This window comes from Comamonas sp. A7-5, assembly GCF_039581385.1.
Lineage (GTDB): Bacteria > Pseudomonadota > Gammaproteobacteria > Burkholderiales > Burkholderiaceae_C > Comamonas > Comamonas thiooxydans.
The window spans coordinates 46,037-68,840 of record NZ_JBCPWO010000012.1 but is presented as its reverse complement, the minus strand read 5'-3'; the positions used below and the strand labels follow the sequence as shown (position 1 = coordinate 68,840).

Annotated in this window: 20 protein-coding genes; 9 read left to right on the top strand and 11 right to left on the bottom strand. The window is 63.3% G+C overall.

The genetic code is table 11. The features are described from left to right. Positions 1 to 111 precede the first annotated feature (111 nt). Complete coding sequence (locus AAIL67_RS18595; RefSeq protein WP_343484547.1) at positions 112 to 783, top strand: ATP-binding cassette domain-containing protein; 672 nt, start codon at positions 112 to 114, stop codon at positions 781 to 783. On the opposite strand, the gene AAIL67_RS18590 is transcribed toward AAIL67_RS18595, so the two are convergent. From AAIL67_RS18590 to AAIL67_RS18575, 4 genes are read right to left on the bottom strand one after another with little or no spacing between them, the layout of a single operon-like run. Further along, positions 770 to 1,585, bottom strand: coding sequence for a LytTR family DNA-binding domain-containing protein (locus tag AAIL67_RS18590; protein ID WP_343484546.1), 816 nt, complete (start codon positions 1,583 to 1,585; stop codon positions 770 to 772). The genes AAIL67_RS18595 and AAIL67_RS18590 overlap by 14 nt on opposite strands. Next, complete coding sequence (locus AAIL67_RS18585) at positions 1,582 to 2,643, bottom strand: histidine kinase (protein WP_343484545.1); 1,062 nt, start codon at positions 2,641 to 2,643, stop codon at positions 1,582 to 1,584. The genes AAIL67_RS18590 and AAIL67_RS18585 overlap by 4 nt, the downstream gene beginning before the upstream one ends. A 24-nt stretch (positions 2,644 to 2,667) precedes the next feature. Beyond that, positions 2,668 to 2,952 (bottom strand): 2TM domain-containing protein, encoded by a 285-nt coding sequence (locus tag AAIL67_RS18580; RefSeq protein ID WP_343484544.1) that lies wholly within the window; start codon positions 2,950 to 2,952, stop codon positions 2,668 to 2,670. Between the two features lie 37 nt (positions 2,953 to 2,989). Beyond that, positions 2,990 to 3,394, bottom strand: coding sequence for a DUF2306 domain-containing protein (locus AAIL67_RS18575; protein WP_034352920.1), 405 nt, complete (start codon positions 3,392 to 3,394; stop codon positions 2,990 to 2,992). Positions 3,395 to 3,677: 283 nt separating this feature from the next. On the opposite strand from AAIL67_RS18575, the gene AAIL67_RS18570 reads away from it, so the two are divergent. Further along, entirely contained in the window at positions 3,678 to 5,867 is a 2,190-nt protein-coding gene (locus AAIL67_RS18570; RefSeq protein ID WP_343484543.1) for a TonB-dependent siderophore receptor, read from the top strand. Continuing rightward, positions 5,867 to 7,126, top strand: coding sequence for a PepSY-associated TM helix domain-containing protein (locus AAIL67_RS18565; RefSeq protein WP_224648574.1), 1,260 nt, complete (start codon positions 5,867 to 5,869; stop codon positions 7,124 to 7,126). The genes AAIL67_RS18570 and AAIL67_RS18565 overlap by 1 nt, the downstream gene beginning before the upstream one ends. A gap of 72 nt (positions 7,127 to 7,198) precedes the next feature. On the opposite strand, the gene AAIL67_RS18560 is transcribed toward AAIL67_RS18565, so the two are convergent. Further along, the gene (locus AAIL67_RS18560) at positions 7,199 to 7,477 is read right to left on the bottom strand and encodes a PsiF family protein (RefSeq protein ID WP_003052901.1); all 279 of its coding nucleotides are present in this window, start codon (positions 7,475 to 7,477) and stop codon (positions 7,199 to 7,201) included. A 213-nt stretch (positions 7,478 to 7,690) separates the two neighbouring features. Between AAIL67_RS18560 and AAIL67_RS18555 the strand changes: the two genes are divergently transcribed. After that, positions 7,691 to 8,515, top strand: coding sequence for an undecaprenyl-diphosphate phosphatase (locus AAIL67_RS18555; RefSeq protein ID WP_003069230.1), 825 nt, complete (start codon positions 7,691 to 7,693; stop codon positions 8,513 to 8,515). A gap of 136 nt (positions 8,516 to 8,651) precedes the next feature. Here AAIL67_RS18555 and AAIL67_RS18550 read toward each other — a convergent pair whose 3' ends face one another. Both AAIL67_RS18550 and AAIL67_RS18545 read right to left on the bottom strand, forming a co-directional pair. Then, on the bottom strand, positions 8,652 to 9,527 hold the full coding sequence (locus AAIL67_RS18550; RefSeq protein WP_034380136.1) for an alpha/beta hydrolase: 876 nt from the start codon (positions 9,525 to 9,527) through the stop codon (positions 8,652 to 8,654). A gap of 56 nt (positions 9,528 to 9,583) precedes the next feature. Continuing rightward, entirely contained in the window at positions 9,584 to 10,567 is a 984-nt protein-coding gene (locus AAIL67_RS18545) for a proteasome-type protease (RefSeq protein ID WP_034380133.1), read from the bottom strand. A gap of 273 nt (positions 10,568 to 10,840) precedes the next feature. On the opposite strand from AAIL67_RS18545, the gene AAIL67_RS18540 reads away from it, so the two are divergent. Further along, on the top strand, positions 10,841 to 12,766 hold the full coding sequence (locus tag AAIL67_RS18540) for a methyl-accepting chemotaxis protein (RefSeq protein WP_034380131.1): 1,926 nt from the start codon (positions 10,841 to 10,843) through the stop codon (positions 12,764 to 12,766). 62 nt (positions 12,767 to 12,828) lie between these two features. Here AAIL67_RS18540 and mutS read toward each other — a convergent pair whose 3' ends face one another. From mutS to AAIL67_RS18525, 3 genes are all read right to left on the bottom strand, one after another. After that, entirely contained in the window at positions 12,829 to 15,420 is a 2,592-nt protein-coding gene (gene mutS / locus AAIL67_RS18535) for a DNA mismatch repair protein MutS (protein WP_207384587.1), read from the bottom strand. Between the two features lie 181 nt (positions 15,421 to 15,601). Next, positions 15,602 to 16,675 (bottom strand): sterol desaturase family protein, encoded by a 1,074-nt coding sequence (locus tag AAIL67_RS18530; protein WP_034380126.1) that lies wholly within the window; start codon positions 16,673 to 16,675, stop codon positions 15,602 to 15,604. A gap of 207 nt (positions 16,676 to 16,882) precedes the next feature. Further along, positions 16,883 to 17,803 (bottom strand): inositol monophosphatase family protein, encoded by a 921-nt coding sequence (locus AAIL67_RS18525; RefSeq protein ID WP_034380124.1) that lies wholly within the window; start codon positions 17,801 to 17,803, stop codon positions 16,883 to 16,885. A gap of 257 nt (positions 17,804 to 18,060) precedes the next feature. On the opposite strand from AAIL67_RS18525, the gene AAIL67_RS18520 reads away from it, so the two are divergent. The 3 genes from AAIL67_RS18520 (at position 18,061) to AAIL67_RS18510 (ending at position 20,561) form a co-directional block, all read left to right on the top strand. Further along, a complete protein-coding gene (locus AAIL67_RS18520; protein ID WP_034352771.1) occupies positions 18,061 to 18,861 on the top strand; it encodes an RNA methyltransferase in 801 nt (266 codons plus the stop codon). 36 nt (positions 18,862 to 18,897) lie between these two features. Beyond that, positions 18,898 to 19,734 (top strand): serine O-acetyltransferase, encoded by an 837-nt coding sequence (gene cysE, locus AAIL67_RS18515; RefSeq protein ID WP_343484542.1) that lies wholly within the window; start codon positions 18,898 to 18,900, stop codon positions 19,732 to 19,734. A gap of 167 nt (positions 19,735 to 19,901) precedes the next feature. Next, positions 19,902 to 20,561, top strand: coding sequence for a nitroreductase (locus AAIL67_RS18510; protein WP_343484564.1), 660 nt, complete (start codon positions 19,902 to 19,904; stop codon positions 20,559 to 20,561). A 130-nt stretch (positions 20,562 to 20,691) separates the two neighbouring features. Here AAIL67_RS18510 and AAIL67_RS18505 read toward each other — a convergent pair whose 3' ends face one another. Beyond that, the gene (locus tag AAIL67_RS18505) at positions 20,692 to 21,912 is read right to left on the bottom strand and encodes an ABC transporter substrate-binding protein (RefSeq protein ID WP_052057575.1); all 1,221 of its coding nucleotides are present in this window, start codon (positions 21,910 to 21,912) and stop codon (positions 20,692 to 20,694) included. A 184-nt stretch (positions 21,913 to 22,096) separates the two neighbouring features. Here AAIL67_RS18505 and AAIL67_RS18500 point away from each other — a divergent pair, with 184 nt between their 5' ends. Continuing rightward, positions 22,097 to 22,756: a nitroreductase gene (locus AAIL67_RS18500; RefSeq protein ID WP_034352760.1), complete on the top strand. Its 660-nt coding sequence runs from the start codon at positions 22,097 to 22,099 to the stop codon at positions 22,754 to 22,756. Positions 22,757 to 22,804 lie beyond the last annotated feature (48 nt).

Genomic DNA, 22,804 nt, shown 5'->3' with positions numbered 1-22,804 from the left:
ATTGCGCGCTGTTGAGAGGGACGCCATTGTGCCTGTGCCTTGCTTTGCGCATGGCCGTGGGTTCTTTGGACACAATCAGCCGTGGACATATATACAAAGGCGTTGTCAGCTATGAATTCTGAACTCGATGATGGCTGCGAGTCGCTCTGCATGGTGCAGGCTCTGCAGGTGAGCTTCGGCTACCCGGGCCGGGTGGTGGCCCATGAGGCCTCGCATTGCTGGCATGCCGGACTGTGTCTGCTGCAAGGCGACGAGGGCACGGGCAAGACCAGCTGGCTCAAGGCATTGGCCGGGCAATTGCCGCTGCGCATGGGCTTGCTGCACTATCCGTTCGCCGACAACGGCCGCCTGGCTGCAAGCTCCTGCTTCTGGCAGGACCCACGCCAGCCGCTCAACGATGTCTACAGCCAGATGCCGGCCGAGAGCTGGGTGGCTTTGCAGCGCACGCTGTATCCGCATTGGTCGCAGCAGCAGTTCGAGCAGCATGTGCAGGGCTTCGGGCTGGAGCCGCATCTGCACAAGCCGCTGCTGGCCCTGTCGTCGGGCACGCAGCGCAAGCTGTGGATGGCCGCTGGCTGGGCCAGCGCAGCCGAGCTGGTACTGATCGACGAGCCGCTGGCGGCGCTGGACAAGCCGTCCGCGCGTTATGTGCAGCATGCGCTGGCTGCCATGGCAGCCGAGCTCAAGAACCCGGCGCGACCCCGCAGCGTCATCGTGGCGCATTGGGATGCCATGCAGGGGGTGGACTGGGAGGATGTGATGGAGCTGGCTACATCGCCTTGAACCGTGTTGCGTATAGACGGCTGACGGCCAGCTTTTCAGGGCGGTCACGCAGCAGTAGGCCGAGGCGGCCGGACTCGTCACGCTGGGCGCTGGCAATGGCTTGAACGCGCACCACGGTACCGCGATGGATTTGCCAGAACTCGCGGGCGTCGAGCTGCGGCAGCAAATCCTTGAGCGGGGTGCGGATCAGATATTCCTGAGCGGCCGTCAGCACGCGCAGATATTTGTCGGCGGCTTCGAGGTAGATGATGTCCTGCACCCTCACCATATGGATCTGGTTGCCGACGCTGGCCTGAATGATCTGCAGCGCGGCGGGGACCTGCCCCAGCAGTTGCTGCTGCAGCCCGAGCAGCTGTTCGAGCTGACGGTGATTGTGCATGGCAAGGTCTGTGCCCTGTACCGGCTGGCGCTGCTGCCACCACTGCTGCAAGCGCTGCACGGTCTGGCCCAGACGTGCTGCCTGCACCGGCTTGAGCACATAGTCCATGGCGCAGGCCTCGAAGGCCGCCAGGGCGTACTGATCGTAGGCGGTGACAAAGACAATCGCCGGCAGTACTTGCTCCTCAGGCCAGGCATCGGCGATTTCGGCGGCGGCTTCCAGTCCCGTCTGGCCGGGCATGCGAATGTCCAGGAACAGCAGATCGGGCAGCCTGGTCAGCGCCTGCTGCACGGCGCTGATGCCGTCGGCCACCCTGGCCTCGATCTGCAACTGGGGCCAGAGCTGGCCCAGCAACTGCTGCAATGCCAGGGCCAGCAGCGGTTCGTCTTCGGCAATCAGAGCGCGTGGCGGACTGGTGTTCATGGCTGGGACTTCAGGGGTAATACGATGCAGGCCCTGGTTCCGCCTGCGCTGTCTGCTGTCAGATCGAAGCGGGCAGCGCTGCCGTAGCGACTGGCCAGGCGTTCGTGAATCTGCTGCAGGCCAAAGCCGGAGCCGGAAGGGGGCTGGCCAGGCAGCGCCGGCAGGCCCAGGCCATTGTCATGCACGCTGAGCAGGAGATGGCGGTCATCCAGCATGCCGGCCTGAACGGCAATGTGGCCGCCGGCCAGCTGGGGCTCCAGTCCGTGGCGAATGCTGTTCTCCACCAGCGGTTGCAGCAGCAGGGTTGGCACGGGCAGTTCGGCCAGTTCAGCGGGCAGATGCAGGCCATAGCTGAGCCGGTCGCCCATGCGGATCTGCATCAAGGCCAGATAGTCGGCCAGCAAGGCAAATTCGCTGGCAAGACTGTGCGTGCCGTGGCGTGAGCCGGCCAGCGTGGCACGCAGGTAGGCAATCAGATGATCGAGCATCTGCTCGGCGCGTGGTGCATCGGTGGCGATCAGCACGCGAAGATTGGCCAGGGTGTTGAACAGCATATGCGGCTCCAGCTGGGCTTGCAGCAGGCTGAGCCGGGCTTCGGCGGCCTGGCACTGGGCCTGCTCTGCCTGCATTTGCAGATGGCGCGACTTGCCCACCACATAAAAACCCCAGGACATGGCAATGCTGGTCGCCATGGTGATGGCAAGCGGCAACCATAGCGAGGGCCGGGCTGCGGCGGGCAGTTCGGGATGGAGTTGCTGAACGTAGAAACTACCCAGCGGATTGCCCAGAATCAGGCCTGCTGCAATTCCCAGCGGCACCACGGCCATGCCGCGCATGCCGCGCGGCCAGGGGATCTCGTCGGACTCGCGCCAGTGCAGCCTGAGCAGATCGATGCTCAGCCAGCTGATCAGGCCTATGGCCAGCGAATAGGCGAGATTGACATCCCACAGGCCCTGGCCGAGTGCCGTCAAGGCCGCAGCGATCAGCAGACAGGCAGCCACGGTGATGCCGGCGTGACGAAGCAGGGGAGCGGGCGCAAACATGGACATGACGGGCATGGTAGGTGATGGGCGGTCCGGCATCTAGCGCTTTTCGCTGCGCTGCAGCGTTTTCAGCTCGTACTCCAGCAGTTGTTGAAAGAGCGGACTGCCGGGTGCCAGCAGCCAGACCACTGCGCCATGAATCAGCAGGCCCAGACCCCAGCCCAGAGCCGGGTAGACGGCCCAGTGCCGTCCCTGGCTCAGGGCCAGGGCCATGAGCCCGAGATTCACCGCAGCATAGACCGCTGCATGGATATACCAGCCCAGCTTCATGCCGGCGCGGCGGCGTGCCTGCTGGTGCAGAGTGTCTTCAGAGATCGGGTTCATGTCTTTTCCTTGTCGAGCGTGAGGGTGAGAACGGGGATTAGGCCAATCGCTGCCACAGCAGATTGCCGAGCAGCCGGCCCGGAAGCAGCGTGAACAGCCCTGCGACCACGCAGCTGCCGAAGTACAGCTTGCGCATGACGCTGCGATGCTGGGCAATGCGTCGATGGGCCAGATGCCAGAAGGACAGCGCCAGGCTGCCCAGCGTCACGGGAATCAGCAGATGAATGGGCGTGAAGCCTGCCCAGTTGGGCAGCTTGAAGTCGCGTATGAACAAGGCGGAGATGGCGGTGGCCAGCATGAGCAGCACAAAGCCATAGCCTGCGATTCTGTGCAGCCAGGGCAGCGGGCCGGCCTGGCGCCTGGCCCAGAGTGCAGTGGCTCCGGTCAAGGTGGCTGCGATGGCGCAACCCATGTGAAAGGCAATCAGAGGTGTGAGTGTCATGGCTGGCTCCTGGTGCTTGCACATGACTGTGCAAGCCGGGCCTGCTGCCGACCAGTGCTTTGCGACGAAGTGACCAGACACGGGAGCCAGTTGCTCCTCAGCAGGTGTGAGTGGTGTACTGGTTTTGCCTGTGTTTGTTTGTGCGCGCACACATATCACGCGGCAGCTTCAGGACTTGCAGCCTGCCTTGGATCCCGTTGAGATCTCAGGGTGTTTGGCATCGGCAAAGGAGATTGATTATTAAAATTAACGATTCTGAAAATCATTCTCAACAATATTAATAATGTTTCTGCTCCGACCGATTTCCCTGGCTGCTCTCGCACTGTGCAGCCAGCAGAGTGTTTTTGCCCAGACTTCCAGCACTGAGTCAGAAGCTGCCCTGCAGACCGTGACCGTGGAGGCCAGCGCCGATGCTTCGGCCCAGGGTCTGGCCAAGTCTTTTGCGGGTGGGCAGGTGGCGCGCGGCGCGCGTGTCGGCGTGCTTGGAAACCAGGACATGATGGAGACCCCGTTTTCCGCCACCAGCTATACCAGTGATCTGATTCAGGATCAGCAGGCCAAGAGCGTGGGCGATGTGTTGCTCAACGATGCCGGCGTGCGCTCGGCACGCGGCTTCGGTAACTTCCAGCAGGCCTACTTTGTGCGCGGCTTTGTGCTGTATTCCGACGATGTGGCCTATAACGGCCTGTACGGTCTGGTGCCGCGCCAGTACATGGCGTCGGAGTTCGTGGAACGTGTGGAGGTGTTTCGCGGAGCGAATGCCTTTCTCAGCGGCGCGGGCGCCGGCAGCGTCAGCGGTGGCGGTCTGGGCGGCCTCATCAATGTGGTGCCCAAGCGTGCGGGCAACGAGCCGCTCAATCGTGTGACCCTGGGTGGCGCCAGTGGCGGGCAGGCCTACGCGGCTGCTGATGTGGCTCGCCGCTTCGGCCCCGATGATGCAGCCGGTGTGCGCCTGAATCTTGCGCGGCGCAGCGGTGGCACCGGCGTGAGCAGCGAGAAGGTTCACACCACAGTCGGCTCGCTGGGCCTGGACTGGCGCAGCAGCCGTGCACGCCTGTCGGCCGATCTGGGCTGGCAGGAACACAAGCTGACGGCGCCGCGTCCCTCGCTGACACCTTCGGGCAATCTGCCCATTCCGGCCGCACCGGACAGCAAGACCAACTATGCACAGCCCTGGACCTACTCCAACAGCCACGACCTGTTCGGCACGGTGCGCGGGGAGTACGACTTCAACGACCAATGGACTGGCTGGGCCGCTGTGGGCATGCGCCGGGGCAGCGAGGACAACGCGCTGTCGGGCCTGACGCTGTCCAGCGCGGCAGGCGATGCCACGGTCAACCGCTTCGACAACACGCGCAAGAACCGCGTCAAGACCGGCGAGCTGGGCCTGCGCGGCAAGTTTGAGACCGGCTCGGTCAAGCATTCGGTGGTGGCTTCGCTGTCGGCCTTTGATTCCAGCGAGCGCAATGCCTGGGGCTATAACTACGCAACCGGCCAGAGCAACAACATCTACAACCCGGTGGCCCTGCCTGCGCCTGGCTATACCGGACTGGGCGGCATACTGGGCAGCCCGCGCGAGACCGAGCGCATCAAGACCAGCAGTCTGGCGCTGGCCGATACCCTGGGCTTCATGGACGAGCGCCTGCTGCTGACGGTGGGCATGCGCTACCAGAGCATCAAGGTCGACGGCTTCGATGCAACGACGGGCGCAAGCTCGGGCAACTACGACAAGAGCCGTGTGACTCCGGTGGCGGGCCTGGTGTTCAAGCTGACTCCCGAGGTGTCGGCTTATGCCAACTACATCGAAGGGCTGGCCAAGGGCGGCAGCGCGCCCATGACCAACGGAGGCCAGGTGGTCAGCAATGCTGGCCAGGTGTTCGCTCCCTATGTCTCCCGCCAGAAGGAGGCAGGCCTCAAATACGACGGCGGCAATATCGGGGCCAGCGCCTCCTTCTTCACCACCAGCATGCCCAGCGCCTATGTGCAGAACAATGTCTACGGCGTGTTCGGCAAGCAGCGCAATCGCGGTCTGGAGTTCAATGTGTTCGGCGAGCCCGTCAAGGGCCTGCGCTTGCTAGGCGGCCTGACTCTGCTGGACGCCAAATACCTGACCACGGCGAGTGGCGCCAATGATGGCAAGCGCGTGGTGGGCGTGCCCCGCAGCCAGGCCAATATCGGCGCTGACTGGGATGTGCCGGGCGTGCACGGCCTGGCATTGAATGCGCGGCTGATGTATACCGGCGCGCAGTACGCCAATGCCGGCAACACCCAGCGCGTGCCGGCCTGGACCCGCTTTGACCTGGGCGCCCGCTATCTGATGGACGTCGGCGGCAAGCTGGTGACCCTGAATGCACGCGTGGACAACGTGGCCAACCGCAACTACTGGGCCTCGGTCGGCGGTTATGCCACCAACGGCTATCTGGTGCAGGGCGCGCCGCGTACCTTCTCGCTGACCGCCAGCGTGGACTTCTGATGCGAGCTCTGTGGACCGTGGTTCATCGCTGGGTCGGCCTGTTTCTCGCGGCCTTCCTGGTCATGACCGGTCTCACGGGAGCGGTGCTCTCGTGGGATCATGAAATCGACGACTGGCTCAATGCCGACATGCTGCACACGCCGGGACGCGGCCCGCTGCAGACGCCGCTGCAACTGGCCCGGGCCGTGCAGGCAGCCGATGCGCGCGCCGAGATCTCGTATATGAGCCTGGGCCTGCGCGAGGGCGAGGCGGCTTCCTTTCTGGTGCGCCCGCTAACGGACCAGGCCACGGGCAAGCCCCATGTGCTGGGCTACAACACGGTGTTCGTGGACCCGGTGACGGGAGTCATCACCGGCCACCGTGACTCCAAGAGCCTGGCCCTGAGCTGGCGCAATCTCATGCCCTGGCTGCGCCATCTGCATGAAAGCCTGCTCAGTCCCACGTTTGCGGGCAGCAACCGCTGGGGCTATTGGTTCATGGGCGGTCTCGCACTGCTGTGGCTGGCCGACAGCTTCTGGGCGCTGGTGCTGACCCTGCCCGTGAAGAGGAAGGTGGCTGCGGCCGTGGCGCAGGACGCGCCCGCCAAGGCTGGCGGCAAGTCCTGGTGGGCGCGCTGGATGCCGTCCTGGCGCATACGCTGGGGCGCCGGTGCCTACAAGCTCAATTTCGACCTGCACCGCGCAGGTGCGCTGTGGATCTGGGGGGTAATCGTCATCGTGGCCTTCACCTCGTTCTCGATCAATCTCTACCGCGAGGTGTTCTATCCCGTGATGAGCAAGGTGTCGACCACCACGCCCGGCCCCTACGAGACGCTCAAGCCGGCACCTCTGGGCAGCTTTATCGAGCCTGAGATCGGTTTTGCCACGGCCATCGAGATCGCGCGCAGGGAGGCGGTGCGGCTGGGCATCAAGACCGAGGCCGGCGGCATCTGGTATGGCGGGGATTTCCCGTTCTACAACGTGTCCTTCTTCGATCCCGATGACGAGACCGGGGTCATGGGCATGGGGCTGTCCAATGTCTACGTGAGCTCGGAAAGCGGCGAGGTGCTGGGCAGCTATCGCCCCTGGCACGGCACGGGAGCCGATGTCTTCGTGCAACTGCAGCTGCCGCTGCATAGCGGCCGCATCCTGGGCACCTTCGGGCGTGTGCTGATATCGGTGGTCGGCGTGATGGTGGCCATGCTGTCCATCACCGGCGTCATCATCTGGTGGAAAAAACGCCGCGCCCGGCGAACGGCCTCGGCCGCTGCCTCCGCCTGAAACCACAAAGCCACCTTGCGGTGGCTTTGTGCATTGCGCGCAGCGCGGAAGCGGCAAAGCCGCTAAGGCGGCTCAGTCCTTCTTCAGGCACTCGCTCATGAAGGCCTTGCGCTCGTCGCCCTTTTTGCCGGCGGCGTCGGCATTGCAGCTCTTCATGCGTTCCTGCTGACGCTTCTTGCCGTCGGACAGGCAGGACTTCATGAACTCCTTGCGTTCATCGCCTTTTTTGCCGGTGGCTTCAGTGTTGCAGGTGCCCATGAGCTGCTGCTGGGCGGTTTTGGGCTTGTCGCCGGCAGCCATGCTCATGCTGCAGGCCAGGGACACGACAGCCAGGACCACAAATTTTTTCATGATGGTGTGATTTTTGAAAAAACGCCGACAACCGGCGCGCAGCTATTGCAGCACAGGCGCGTGACTTTGCCCATCACCACAAGCCATGTCTTGTAAAAGTTTGCGATTGTCTGTCGATTGGCGGGCGGAAAAGGTCTTGTGAGCGCGAGCGGGAAAATGGCGAGCGGATAATGGGCGGCTTTGCTTCAACCCTGCATCCAAAGGACGATTCGCGTGGATACTTTATTGCTGGTCAAGGCCGCCATCATGGGCATTGTGGAAGGGCTGACCGAGTTCTTGCCGATTTCCTCAACCGGCCACCTGATCCTGGCGGGTTCGCTGATGGGTTTTGTCGGAGGCAAGGCCAAGGTGTTTGAGATTGCGATCCAGACCGGCGCCATCTTTGCCGTGATGCTGGTGTACTGGCAGAAGATCCGGGACACGCTGGTGGAGTTGCCCAGCAGCCGCCAGGCACAGAAGTTCGCGCTCAACGTCATCATCGGCTTTTTGCCTGCCGTGGTGCTGGCGCTGCTGTTCGGCAAATATGTGCAGGAGCATCTGTTCACGCCGGTCATCGTGGCGACCACCTTCATCCTCGGCGGCTTTGTGATCCTCTGGGCCGAGAACCGCCCTGCCGCTGCCACCCGCGTGCAGTCGGTGGACGATATGACGGCTCTCGATGCGCTCAAGGTCGGTCTGGTGCAGTGCTTTGCCCTGGTGCCCGGCACCAGCCGCAGCGGCTCCACCATCATCGGCGGCATGCTCATGGGCCTGTCGCGCAAGGCCGCCACGGACTTCTCGTTCTTCCTGGCCATGCCCACGCTGATCGGCGCGGGCGTCTACAGCCTCTACAAGGAGCGCGCGCTGCTGTCCATGGCGGATGTGCCGCTGTTTGCCGTGGGCCTGATCTTCTCGTTCATCAGTGCCTGGCTGTGCGTGCGCTGGCTGCTGCGCTTTATCTCCACCAACAGCTTTGTGCCCTTTGCCTGGTACCGCATCGTTTTCGGCATCATCGTGCTGGTGACGGCCTATACCGGCATCGTGGACTGGCACCATTGAGCGGCTTGGCGCTGTTCGCAAAAAAGCCGCTTGCGTGATTGCAAGCGGCTTTTTTCATAGCTGCTAGCGCTTGTTTTGATTGAGTTTCAGATGGTTTTGATATTGAAATCATTGTCTGAAAATCGCAAGAAGCTACTTATTTGTGAGTGCTGCCTGCGGATTTCTGCAGAATGGTCTGCTCCATATTGAGCAGCGAAGCCTCGATGGCGGCGGCAGTGGCCTCGGGCCGCTCCATGGGAAACAGATGGCCGCCGTCCAGCATGGCGATGCGCCCGCGGGTGATGCGCTGCGTCATCTCCATGCCCACCTGGCGCATCTCCACCGACGAGCGACCGCCGATGAAGGCCACCGGGCAGCGCACCGGGTGACGCCTGAGCTGGTTGTTGAGATTGCTGGGCAGGGTGTTGTAGATGGCGGTTTCCACCTCGCGCCTGAACAGCAGGCTGCGCTTGCCCTGGTCGTCCTCCAGGCCGTGCTGCACATAGTCCTGCAGCACCTGCGGGTGCCACTGGGCAAAGGCCTTCTTGCTGCGAAAGTACTCCAGCGCCTCCTCGTTGCTGGCCCAGGTGGTGCGCCGGCGCTGGCTGATCTTGCCGGGGGAGACCGAGGCCACGATCTGCGTCTGCTTGGCCAGGCCCACGGCGTTCGCCTTCCAGCCGCCCAGCAGGGGCGAGTCGATGAGCAGCACGCCGCGCGCCAGATCGGGGCGTTTGGAGGCGGCCTGAAAACTCAGAATGCCGCCCAACGAGTGGCCCACCAGATAGACCGGCTGGCCGTGTCGCTCGACCTGCTGCTCGATGTATTCGATCAGCTCGTCCACCAGATGCGGCCAGTGGTTGGTGACGGGATGCAGAGGGTCGTGGCCGAAGCGCTGCACGCCGCCGGCTTCGATGCCGCGTTGGCGCAGCAGAGAAAACAGCAGGCGATAGGTGCCGATGGGAAAGCTGTTGGCGTGCGCGAAGACCACGGGCAGGGTGTTGGGCTTGCCGGTTGTTGCAGTGGGCTGGGACATGAGAGGCGGGCTGGATATGAAAAACGCCCCACAGGGGCGTCGGAGCGTCGATCAGTTTAGCGCCTGGACAGCGCTGCCTGTCTTTGCATGCGCGCCTGCTCCTCTGCCGTCTGCAAGCGCTGGTATTCATCGGCCATGCTCAGGCCAGCCTGAGCCGGCACCACGGGCTGGCGCAGCGCGGCGGGCGGAATATTGCCTGCACCCAGTCCATGGGCCGAGCGTGATGCAACGGGTGCTCCCACTTTGATCAGCGGATGGGCGCGGGGGCTGTGAATGCGAATCGGCGTGTCGGTCTGGCCGCCGTCCCAGGCCGGGTCGTCGATGCTGTCGAAGACATGGCGCAGGCGCTCGCCCCAGCTGTCGTGCAGCATGCGCAGATAGGGATTGTCGGCGTCCAGGCAGACAATGCGGTCCGTAGCGAAGCGGTTGTTCTCGTAGACGATCAGATCCAGCGGCAGGCCCACCGAGAGGTTGGACTTGAGCGTGCTGTCCATGGACACCAGCGCGCACTTGGCGGCCTCGTCCAGCGGGGTCTCGGAGGTGATGACGCGGTCCAGCACGGGCTTGCCGTACTTGGATTCGCCGATCTGGAAGTAGGGCGTCTCGCCCGTGGCCTCGATGAAGTTGCCCGCCGAATAGACCTGGAACAGGCGCATGCGCTCGCCCTGGATCTGGCCGCCAAAAATCATGGAGACATTGAAGTCCACCCCGGCGCGCTGCAGCGCCGTGGCTTCGCGCTCATGCACATGGCGCACGGCCGCGCCCAGCACGCGCGCGGCATCGAACATGCTGCGCACATTCCAGATGGTCAGCATCTCGTCCGTGGTCGTGTCGTGCAGCTGAAAGCTCTCCAGCAGCTCGCGCACCGACTGGGTGATGGACAGATTGCCGGCCGACTGCAGCACCATGAAGCGCTCGCCCGGTTGCTCGTACAGCATGACCTTGCGGAAGGTGCTGATCTGGTCGAGTCCGGCATTGGTGCGGGAGTCGGACAGAAACACCAGGCCGGCGTTGAGCTTGAGGGCGACGCAGTATGTCATGGGTGATAGAGACAATAATGAAAAACGTATGAACACCAGATGCAGCAAGCGTTGAGTGCTTCTGAATGTATAGCTGTAAACGCAGGCTGCAACGCGATTTTAGAAGGGTTTTAATAGTGCCGTTGGCGGCCCTGTAACTGTTGCCAATGCCCTGCCCAGGCACGGCTGCAGGGCCGGGCTGAGGAAGTCCCTGAGATGCAGAGCCTGTATGCGTGAGAAGATGCCGCCCCTTGATGGAACACTTGCTTACAGCTGGTTAGAAGAGGGCCTCCCATGCACGCATTTCGCAACCTGTCGATACGGACCAAGCTCATGTCCAGCATGGTGAGCTGTCTGCTGCTGTTCGTGGCGATTTCCACGGCGCTGGGTTTTGTGCTGACGGGCGCCAGCCTGCGCGAACGTGTGGTGGGACAGGAGCTGCCGGCCGTGGTGGGGGAGATCCGCAACGACATCCTGCGCCAGATCGGCACGCCGCTGGCCATGGCCAGATCGGTGGCCGGCAACAGCTTTGTGCTGGACTGGGAAGCCGCGGGCGAGCCTGAGGATGGCAATGCCGCGTGGGCCAGATACGCCCAGGCCGTCAAGCAGCAGGCCGGGGCCTCATCGGTGTTCTGGGTGTCGGGAACCACGGGCCAGTATTTCGGCGAGCAGGGGCCGATGCGCAAGCTGGCGCCCAAGGGCCAGGGTGACCAATGGTTCTATGAGCTGCTGGCGGGCGACAAGTCGCAGGTGCTGGAGATCGACAAGGACGTGAGCTCCAGCGCCTATATGCTGTTCATCAATGTCCGCTTCGATGCGGGCCAGGGCAGGCAGGGCATTGCGGGCCTGGGCCTGTCGGTGGATGAGCTGGCGCAGGCCGTGCGCGCCTACCAGGTGGGCGAGTCCGGCTCGGTCTCCCTGGTGCGCGGCAACGGCAGCATTCTCGTGCACCGCGACCCGGCGCTGGTGGACGGCAAGCACTGGCTCAAGGACCGGCCCGGTTTCAGCGCCGAGCTCAGCGCTGCGCTGCTGAACCGCGAGCGCTTTGCCCATGCCATGTACGAGGCGCCGTCGGGCCGCCAACTGATTGCCTCTTCCTACGTGCCCGAGCTGGACCTGTATGTGATTGCCGAGCTGCCCGAGGCCCAGGTGCTGGGCGGCGTGCGGCGAACCATTGCGCTGACATCTGCCGTGGCCGGCCTGGTGGGCGGCGGCATCGGTCTGCTGGTGATCTGGCTGGTGAGCCGGGCGATTGCGGCACCCGTGGGACGCGCGGCGCGCATGCTGGAGGAGATTGCCGATGGCCATGGCGACCTGAGCCGTCGCATGCCGGTGGAGAGCAATGACGAGGTGGGGGCGTTGGCCTCGGCCTTCAACCGCTTTGTCTCGTCGCTGGAGCGTATGGTTGGGGCCGTGCGCCAGGCCGCCGATTCGATTTCCGTGGCCAGCTCCGAGGTGGCCCAGGGCAACCAGGACCTGAGCCAGCGTACCGAGCAGGCGGCCAGTGCCTTGCAGCAGACGGCGGCATCGCTGTCGGTGCTGACGGACAGCGTGCAGGCCAATACCGAGGCCACGCGCAGTGCGGGCGAGCTGGCGCAGTCGGCGCGCGGCGTGGCCGAGCGCGGCGGAACGGCCTTCCAGCAAGTGGTGGTGACCATGGAGGGCATCAACCACTCGTCGCGCAAGATTGCTGACATCATCGGCGTGATCGACTCCATCGCCTTCCAGACCAATATCCTGGCGCTGAACGCAGCCGTGGAGGCCGCGCGTGCCGGCGAGCAGGGCCGTGGCTTTTCCGTGGTGGCGGCCGAGGTGCGCAGCCTGGCCCAGCGCTCGGCCGAAGCTGCCAAGGAAGTGCGCCAGCTCATCACCGACTCCGTGACCCAGGTGGGCAGCGGATCGCAGCAGGTGGCGCATGCGGGCGCCACCATGCAGGAGCTGCTGAACGCCGTGGCCAGGGTGACGCGGATCATCGAGGAGATCAGCGATGCTTCGCAGACCCAGGGGCGCGGCATTGCCGAGATCAACCAGTCCGTGGCCGGGCTGGACGATGCCACGCAGCAGAACTCAGCCCTGGTCGAGCAGTCGGCCGCTGCAGCGACCAGCCTGCGCGAGCAGGCCGCACGCCTGATGGGCGAGGTGTCTGCCTTCAAGCTGGGCGAAGTACCGCAGCGCAGCCCGTCCGAGCAGGAGCGGCAGCCGCAACTGCTGGAGGCCTGAACGCAAGCCGGGCCTGAAGAGATCAGGCCCGGGCTTGAGTCCGCAAGGCTTGGAACGTGTTCCTAGGCGGCGCTGGTGCTCAGTTTCTTGAGCTGGTAGAGCACTTCCAGCGCTTCGCGCGGGCTCAGCGCATCGGGGTTGACGTCGGCCATGGCCTGGTCCAGCGGGCTGGGCGCGGCGCTAGCGTCCACCAGCTCCGGCGCATCGAACAGATTGACCTGTAGCTCGTTCTCGCCGGCCTGGGATTCGAGTGCCTCCAGCGCATGGCGCGCATGGTTGAGAACGCCGGCCGGCATGCCGGCCAGCTTGGCGACCTGGATACCGTAGCTGCGACTGGCGGGGCCGGCCTGAATCTCGTGCAGAAACACGATGTCGCTGCCCGACTCCGCTGCGCTGACATGCACGTTGACGGCGGCCTTGGCCTTGGCGGGCAGCTCGGTCAGCTCGAAGTAGTGCGTGGCAAACAGCGTGAACGCCTTGGTCTTGTCATGCAGCTGGCTTGCAATGCCGCTGGCCAGGGCCAGTCCGTCGAAGGTGCTGGTGCCGCGACCGATCTCGTCCATCAGCACCAGGGAGTGGGGCGTGGCCGAATGCAGAATCTGCGCGGCCTCGGTCATCTCCATCATGAAGGTGGACTGGGCGTTGGCCAGGTCGTCGGCGGCGCCGATACGCGTGTGGATGGCATCGATGGGCCCCAGGCGGCAGGCGCTGGCGGGCACATAGCTGCCCATGCTGGCCAGCAGCACGATCAAGGCCACCTGGCGCATATAGGTCGATTTGCCGCCCATGTTCGGGCCGGTGATGATCTGCATGCGCGTGTTGAGATTCATGCGCGTGTGGTTGGCGATGAAGCTGCCGCTGGAGGTCTCGGCCATGCGTGCCTCCACCACGGGGTGGCGACCGGCCTCGATCTCTATGCAGGGCTGGCTGACGAACTGCGGCTCGGCCCAGTTCAGCGTCAGAGAGCGCTCGGCCAGCGTGCACAGAACGTCCAGTGCGGCAATCGCCTGGGCCACGCGCGTGAGCTGGGGTACATGGGGCTGAAGCTGGTCGAGCAGTTGCTCGAACAGGAACTTCTCGCGCTGCAGCGCTCGCTCCTGTGCCGACAAGGCCTTGTCCTCGAAAGCCTTGAGCTCGGGCGTGATGTAACGCTCGGCGTTCTTGAGCGTCTGGCGGCGGCGAAAACGCTCGGGTACGGCATCCTTGTAGCTGTTGGTGACCTCGATGTAGAAGCCATGCACCTTGTTGAACTGCACGCGCAGGTTGGGAATGCCGGTGAGCAGCTTTTCCTTGGCCTCCAGCTCCAGCAGAAACTCGTCGCAGTTGTTCTGGATGGCGCGCAGCTCGTCGAGTTCGGCGTCAAAGCCCGTGGCGATCACGCCGCCGTCGCGCACCAGAGCCGCCGGTTCTTCGAGAATTGCGCAGGCCAGCAGCTCGGCACAGCCTTCGGGCGGAATCAGGTCGCTGAAGATCTGCGTCAGATAGGCCGACGGAGCCTGTCCGGACTGTGCCAGCAGCTTCGCTTTTTCCAGTGTTTTGGACAGGCCCACCAGCTCGCGCGGGCGCACCTGGCGCAGGGCGATGCGGGCGGTAATGCGCTCCACATCGCTCACGCCCTTGAGCTCGGCGCGCAGGGCTTGCCAGGGGGCCATGCCCGCGCCCGTGCCGCGCAGCACGCCAATCGCTTCCAGGCGTTGCATGGCGGCCTTGCGATTGCGTTCTGGCTCCAGCAGCCAGGTCTTGAGCAGGCGGCTGCCCATGCCGGTCATGCAGCTGTCCAGCAGCGAAAACAGCGTGGGCGTATCTTCGCCGCGTAGCGTCTTGACCAGCTCCAGATTGCGGCGTGTGGCCAGCGGCAGGGCAATCAGCTCGTCGTCACGCTGCACCTGGATGGCGTGGATATGGGTGAGATTGCGGCCCTGGGTATGTTCGGCATAGGACAGCAGGGCGGCACCGGCACCATGGGCCAGCGGCAGACCCTCGGCCTCCCAGGCCTTGAGGCTGGCCGCGCCCAGCAGCTCCAGCAGCTTGCGCTCGCCGAGGCCCGAGTCAAACTGCCAGTCAGGGCGGGGTGACAGAGGGCAGCTGATGGCGCCGCTGTGCTTGACGGCAAACAGGGCTTGCTCGAAGCGCTCGGTGACTCCGGCGCTGTAGATCACTTCGCTGGGCGCGATGCGCGACAGCCAGGCGCCCAGTTCATCGGCCGCGCATTCGGCCATGTGAATGCGGCCCTGGGTCATGGCCATCCAGGCCAGTCCCACGCGCTGGCGGCCGGCGGTGTGCAGGGCCAGCAGAATGGCTTCGCTCTTGTCGGAGAGCAGCTCGCTGTCCGTCAGTGTGCCGGGCGTGACCACGCGCACGACCTTGCGCTCCACCGGACCCTTGCCCACGCCGATTTCGCCGACCTGCTCGCAGATCGCCACCGACTCGCCCATCTTGATCAGGCGGCCCAGATAGTTTTCCAGGGCGTGGAAAGGTACGCCGGCCATGGGAATGGGCTGGCCTGCGGTCTGGCCGCGCGTGGTCAGCGTGATGTCCAGCAGGCGCGTGACTTTTTCGGCATCGCCAAAGAACAGCTCGTAAAAGTCACCCATGCGGTAGAAAACCAGCGTGTCGGGGTGGTCGGCTTTGAGCTTGAAGTACTGCTGCATCATCGGCGTATGCGCCGAGAGGTCAGTCATGTCTGGGGAGTAGGGCAGCGACGGGGATTCTGTGCTTGTCTGGGTCATCGCTTCAGCGGTATGCAAAACAGGGGGCGCCGCGCCGGTGCTGGGCGGGCGCCGAACGCTGCATTATCCGTGATGCCCAATAGCAGGGGGCATGGCTGTTTTTTGGCTATTTGGCAGAGGCCGTCTGCACGCCTTGCTCGGATTGAGAGCCAGAGCCTTGATCGTCGTCATGAATGGGGCGGTAGCCCGGGCCGAAGGACACATCGCCCAGCCTCCAGCCCGCGCGGCAACTGAAGGCTCCCCAGAAGCGCTTCAAGGTGTACCACTGCATGGCGATCAGGCCGCGCTCGTTGTCGGCATCGACCTCGGGGTCACTTACGCCCGTGGGGCGTAGTTCCTCGTCGTGATAGAGGGCGGTGCCGAACAACTGATCCCACCAGGGCAGAACCTGGCCGAAGTTGCAATTGTGGCGCTCGGGGCGCTCGGCATCGCGCAGCATATGGTGGTTGCGGTGAAAGCGTGGGCCGACCAGCAGGCGCTCGCCCATTTGGCCCAGCCAGCCCAGACGCAGCGCTACATTGGCATGGGAGAAGTTCTGCACCAGCTCGCTGAGCAGACCCAGCATGGCGAACTCGGATGGCTCCACACCCATGGCCAGACCTACGCTGGCCAGCACAAAGCTTTGCAGCATGCCGTCCAGATAGTTGCTGCGGTCGTTGCTCCAGCAGCTCATCTGGCGCTGACTGTGGTGCATGCTGTGCATGGCCCACCACCAGGGAATGACGTGCTGGGCGCGGTGCATCCAGTAATACGTCAAGTCGTAGACCACGTAGTACACGGCAAACAATATATAGGGGTGGCCTTCAAACCAGGGCAGCCAGGCCTTGAGGCCGCTGGCCACCTCGGTGGCTGGCCCGCCGCCCAGCATATGGGCGACCGGCATGAGGATCAAAAAGCTGAACAGCGGAAACAGGCCCAGCAGCATGAGCAGGGTGTAGTTGCGGTCCACCGTGGTGTGGCGGCGGTCGGCCCAGCGTTCGGCGGGAAGCAGACTCTCCAGCGGCCGCATCACACAGCCGATCAGAAACAGCTGCAGCAGCGCGATCAGGATGCCAGCGGCTATCTCGCGCGGATCGCCCGCTGCCTCGGCAATATGGAGTGCGTTGACCACGGGAGTCACCGCATGCATGGATACCCAGTCAATGGCCAGCGCCCAGTGCTGGCTGAAGAAGTCCATCATATTGTTCTGCCCATTTATCGTCGGGCAGATTCTGGACCGGGAGTTTGTGGATTCTGTGGAGAGAAATACACCTCCGACGCTTGTCCACTGCTTGTGGACGCTGCCCCCAAGGAGCGTCTATGCCTGGTGGCTGCCTCTGGCGACATAAAAAAAGGGCCCGGTCCACCGGACCAGGCCCTTTCCGCAGTCGTGGGGCGACCGCCTTTTTTATTCTGCGTTCTTCTGGCCTTCTTCGGCCACAGCTTCGGTGTCTTCCTCGGCGGGGGCTTCGAATTCGCCAGTCTTGACAGCCTGACGCACGGCCGCTTTTTCGCCAGCGGTGGCGAACTTGCTGAACTTGCCCAGCACGGGAATCAGCGAACCATAGATGCGTGGGTTGGCGGCCAGGATTTCGCGTTGTTCCAGGAAGTCGGCTTCACCCGTGAAGTTGCCCACCAGACCACCGGCTTCGCTGACCAGCAGAGAACCGGCAGCCACGTCCCAGATGGACAGGCCGGACTCAAAGAAACCGTCGGCAAAGCCGGCAGCCACATAGGCCAGGTCCAGGGCTGCGGAGCCGGGGCGACGCACGCCGGCGGTGCGCTGCATGACTTCGCCCAGCATCAGCATGTATTGCTTGAAGTTGTCGCCACGGCGGAAGGGGAAGCCCGTGGAGATCAGGCAATCACGCAGCTGGGTGCGCTTGGAGACGCGGATGCGGCGCTCGTTCAGATAGGCTCCGCGACCCTTGGTGGCCGTGAACAGGTCGTTGCGGCTGGGGTCATAGATCACGGCGTGCTCGATCTTGCCCTTGTAGGCCAGGGCGATGCTCACGCAGTACACGGGGAAGCCGTGGATGAAGTTGGTGGTGCCGTCCAGGGGATCGATGATCCAGACATGGTCGGAGTTCTTGGCACCATGCTCGCTGCCCGATTCTTCGGCCAGGATGGAATGCTGGGGGTAGGCGTTGAGCAGCGTCTCGATGATGATGCGCTCGGCCGCCTGGTCTACCTCGGTCACAAAGTCGTTCACCTGCTTTTGCGCAACGCGCACCGATTCCACATCCAGTGCGGCACGGTTGATGAGGGCGCCAGCGGCGCGAGCAGCCTTGATGGCCACGTTGAGCATGGGGTGCAGGGAGTTCGACATAAATTGTGAGTGCGTTGGCGATGCAGCCCGGAGCAAAACTGGGCTGAACTACGCGGGTAAGAACGTAAAAGCCGCGACCGGCGATGCGGGGCGGCGACAATGGGTGCAATTCTACCCAGGCTGCGCTTTTTTTGCTTGTTCGTCCCGGCGACCCGAGGGTCTTCTCTGCGGCGCTTGCGGATGCCAGAGAGAGCTGGCCGCGTAGTCTGCTGTCTTATCAAGGCCACAAGTGGGGCCTTTTGCATTGTTCTGCGTTGATGAAAACCCGATTCGTACTGATTGAAACCAGCCATGCCGGCAATGTGGGCGCGGCTGCCCGAGCGCTCAAGACCATGGGCTTCGACGACCTGGTGCTGGTGCGCCCACGCTACAAGAACGTGCTGCGCAAGGAAGAAACCATTCAGCGTGCCAGTGGCGCACTGGATGTGCTGGACAAGGCCCGCGTGGTCGACACCCTGGAGGAAGCCCTGGACGGCATCAGCCATATGTGCGCGACGGCGATGACGCCACGCGACTTCGGCCCGCCCACACGTACTCCGCGCGAGCATTTCGAGTTGCTCCTGAAAGGAGAGCTTGATGTGCGCTCTGTGTCTGAAGTGGACGCAGGTCTGACCGATAACCTGCCCACATCCGGTGCGGCCTGCAACCAGAAGGGCGTGGCTTTTCTGTTCGGTTGCGAGCGCTTTGGCATGAGCAACGACGATGTCTATCGCTGTGATGTGGCGCTGTCGATTCCGTCCAATCCGCAGTTCGGTTCGCTCAATCTGGGCTCGGCCATTCAGGTCGTTGCCTATGACTGGCGTGTGGCACTGGGTGGTTTTCCCGTGGTGGAGCACACGCCTGAGGCGCATCGCGCCGACATGGCCCAGGTGCAGGGTATGCTGGGCCACTGGGAACAGGCCCTGGCCCATATCGGCTTTCTGGACCCGGCAGCGCCCAAGAAGCTCATGCCCAGGCTTAACCAGCTTTTCAACCGCGCGCAGCTGACCCAGGAAGAAATCCATATTCTTCGCGGTGTTGCCAAAGCCATGCTGCAGAGCCAGCCACCAACCCGCTAGACTTCACAAGCTAAACATTTCTCACGTTGTTATTTGATGCTTGATCGCCTGCGCTCCGACATCCAGTGCATTCTTGACCGCGACCCCGCGGCCCGCAGCACCTGGGAGGCCATCACCTGTTATCCGGGGCTGCACGCCATCTGGCTGCAGCGCCCTGCGCACTGGTGCTGGACGCATGGCTTCAAATGGCTGGGGCGCTTCATCTCGCACATGGGGCGCTGGTTCACCGGCATTGAAATCCACCCCGGTGCCGTCATTGGTCGCGAGGTCTTCATCGATCACGGCATGGGTGTCGTGATCGGCGAAACCGCCGTGGTGGGCGATGGCTGCACCATCTATCACGGTGTCACCTTGGGCGGTACCTCGCTCTACAAGGGCGCCAAGCGCCACCCTACGCTGGGCAAGAACGTGGTGGTCAGTGCCGGCGCCAAGGTGCTGGGCGGCTTCGAGGTAGGCGATGGTGCCAAGATAGGCAGCAATGCCGTGGTCATCAAGCCAGTGCCTGCAGGTGCGACTGCCGTGGGCATTCCGGCGCGCATCATTCCCAGCAAGACCGGGCATAGCGCCGATGTGACCGAGCATGAGTCGGCACCCAAGGTCGAGGCCAAGGCGCAAACGGCTGTCGTGATTGACGAGGATTGCGGCAAGAGCGGCTTCACCGCCTATGGCGTGACGGCCGAAGTCGACCCCGTGGCCCAGGCCATGCGCTCTCTGTCCGAAGGCGCTGCCGGCCATGAAAAGCAGATTGCACTGCTGTGGGCCGCCATCGAGAAGCTCTCGATTCAAGGCCATGTCAAGGACTGTGTGCCCTGTGAGTCCGAACGACCCGAGGCATTCCAGAAGGACAAGATCGATCAGATTCTGGGCAAGTAAACCCCAGGCGCTTGTCCATGGATCGCTTGATACTTCTGCTCTGCCAGTGAAAGCCAACGCCTGTCGTTGGCTTTTTTCATGGTGCTTGCCCGTAGTCGATTTGAGGGGCGAAAGCCCTGCCCGTCCGGCCGAGACTGCTTGCCAACTCAAACCCGAGGCAAGCAATGATGAATGTGGAACAGGCCATGCAGCAGCGCCATTCGGTGCGTGCTTTTTTGCCAAGGAGAGTGGATGCGGCGCTGATCAGGGATTTGCTGGCGCAGGCCGGACTTGCGGCTTCAGGCGGCAACCTCCAGCCCTGGCGCGTGATAGCGCTGACGGGGGACAGCCTTCAGGCATTGCGCCAGGCCATGCCTGCGGCGACCCCCAACTCTGATCCGGCCCTGGTCTATCCACCTCAGCTGTGGGAGCCCTATCGCAGCCGCCGCTTTGACAATGGCGAGGATCTCTATCGTTCCATAGGCATGGGGCGTGAGGACAGGAGTGGGCGGCTGCTGCAGCTAGCCCGGAACACCCATATGTTTGGCGCACCTGTAGGCGTATTCGTCGCGGTCGAGAACCGCATGTTGCATGCGCAGTGGGTGGATCTGGGAATCTATCTGCAATCGCTGATGCTGCTGGCTACCGGAAAGGGGCTCGCCACCTGCGCCCAGGGCTTCTGGCGCAATTACAGCGATTTTGTGAGCCGGCATCTGGCGCTGCCGCAGGGCTACCAGATCGCTTTTGGCATGGCACTGGGCTATGAGGACAGCGCGGCACCCATCAACCAGTGGCGCTCCACCAGGGCAGAGCCCGGGGAATGGTGCGAGATGCGCGGGTTCGAATGAGCCTGTCTTGATGCCGGTGCGGGCAGTCGCTTGACGCTTCTTCTTGCGTGGCAAGAAGGCGAGGACGAAGCGCAAGGCATCCAGCCGGGTGCCATGCAGGCAACCCGGCCGCTTCTTCAATGCCGACCGACTACTTCCACAGAGCGCACTTGCTCTCTTCCTTGGTGGTGAAGACCTGGTCGCCGGGCAGGGTCTTGAGCACCTTGAAGTAATCCCAGGCCTTCTTCGATTCGGCCGGTGCCTTGACCTGCAGCAGATACATATCGTGAGCGTAGCGGCCGTCGGGGCGGATCACGCCCTTGGCATAGAAGTCCGATAGCGGCGTGGCCTTGAAGCCGGCCATGATCTTGTCGGCATCCGTCGTGCCCAGCTTCTCGGCCAGCTTCAGATACTGCATGGCGGCCGAGTAGTTGGCTGCCTGCAGCGAGGTGGGCATCTTCTTGAACTTGGCAAAGAAGCGATCCGAGAACTTGCGGCTTTCGGGATTCAGGTCCCAATGCCAGCTGTCGGTGAACATCAGGCCTTCCGTGGCTTTGAGGCCCAGGCTGTGGATGTCGGAGCTGAACAGCAGCAGGCCGGCCAGCTTCATGGTCTTGGTCAGGCCGAACTCGCGTGCCGACTTGATGGCATTGATGGTGTCGCCACCTGCATTGGCCAGGCCCAGAATCTGGGCCTTGGAGTTCTGAGCCTGCAGAAGGAAGGAAGAGAAGTCGGCTGTATTCAGCGGGTGCCTGACGTTGCCCTGCACCTTGCCGCCAGCGGCATTGACCACGCGGGTGGTGTCGGCTTCCAGCGCCTGGCCAAAGGCATAGTCGGCCGTCAGAAAGAACCAGCTCTTGCCACCCAGCTCCACCACTGCCTTGCCCGTGCCCTTGGCCAGCGCCACGGTGTCATAGGCATAGTGCACGAAATAGGGGCTGCACTGGTCGTTGGTCAGGGCCGAAGTGCCCGCGCCGTTGATGATGTAGACCTTTTTCTTCTCATCGGCCACCTTGCCCATGGCCAGACCGGCACTGGAGGTGGTGCCGCCGATCAGCATGTTCATGCCCTGAGTGTCGAACCACTCGCGTGCCTTGCTGGCCGCGATATCGGCCTTGTTCTGGTGGTCGGCCGTCAGCACCTCGACGGGCTTGCCCAGCAGCTTGCCGCCAAAGTCGTCCACGGCCATCTGCACGGCCAGGGCTCCGCCCTTGCCGTCCACATCGGCATAGAGGCCCGACATATCGGTGATGAAGCCGATGCGAATCTTGTCCTGCGCCTGAGCGCCTGCAGCGGTCAGCAGGCATCCCAGTGCCAGCGTCAATGTTCTTGGGGAAAAAGCGGTAGCGGAGCAAACAGAGCGAGGCTTCATCAGAGTCATCTCCTGAGGTGGTGAGTACCCAGTCACTGCGACGGGCAGCCAGCATGGTCGCAGTTGGAGCAGGGCGCGCCATCAGGGCAAGCACCGGGGCGGCTGCGACAAGGTATCCACGGCGACTCGGGAAAATGCCGCAAGCTCCTACACTGCACACCAGCGATTCAGGAAAGTAGAAGAGATGGATATTCGTCAAGCATTGCAGCAGCGTCGTTCGGTGCGCGCTTTTCTGCCGCAGGCCGTGGCTGCTGCCACGGTGCGGGACTTGCTGGAGACCGCAGCACAGGCGCCATCCGGCGGCAATATGCAGCCTTGGCGTGTGACCGCAGTGGGCGGACAGGCGCTCAAGGATCTGTGCGCCAGGGCCAGGGAGACCGAGGCCGTGCAGCGCCCCGGCCTGTCCTATCCACCCGGTTTGTGGGAACCCTACCGCAGTCGCCGCTTTGAAAACGGCGAAGATCTTTACCGTGCAATCAATATCGGCCGCGAGGACAAGGCAGCACGTCTGGCCCAACTGGCCAAGAACGGCCAGATGTTCGGTGCGCCCGTGGGCATTTTCGTGGCCGTGGAGGAGCGCATGGGCTATGCGCAATGGGTGGATCTGGGCATCTATCTGCAGTCCTTCATGCTGCTGGCCGTGGAGAAAGGTCTGGCCACCTGTGCCCAGGGCTTCTGGCGCATGTACAACGACATGCTGATCGAACAGCTGGCATTGCCGGATGGCTACCAGATTGCCTTCGGCATCGCCCTGGGCTACGAGGATGTCAGCGCGCCCATCAACCAGTGGCGCGCAAGCCGTGCTGCCAGCAATGAATGGCTGGTGTTGCAGGGGCTGGATTGAACGGCGGATTAGACGCTTGAGGGTCAGGATAGTTAAACAGCTTCAAGA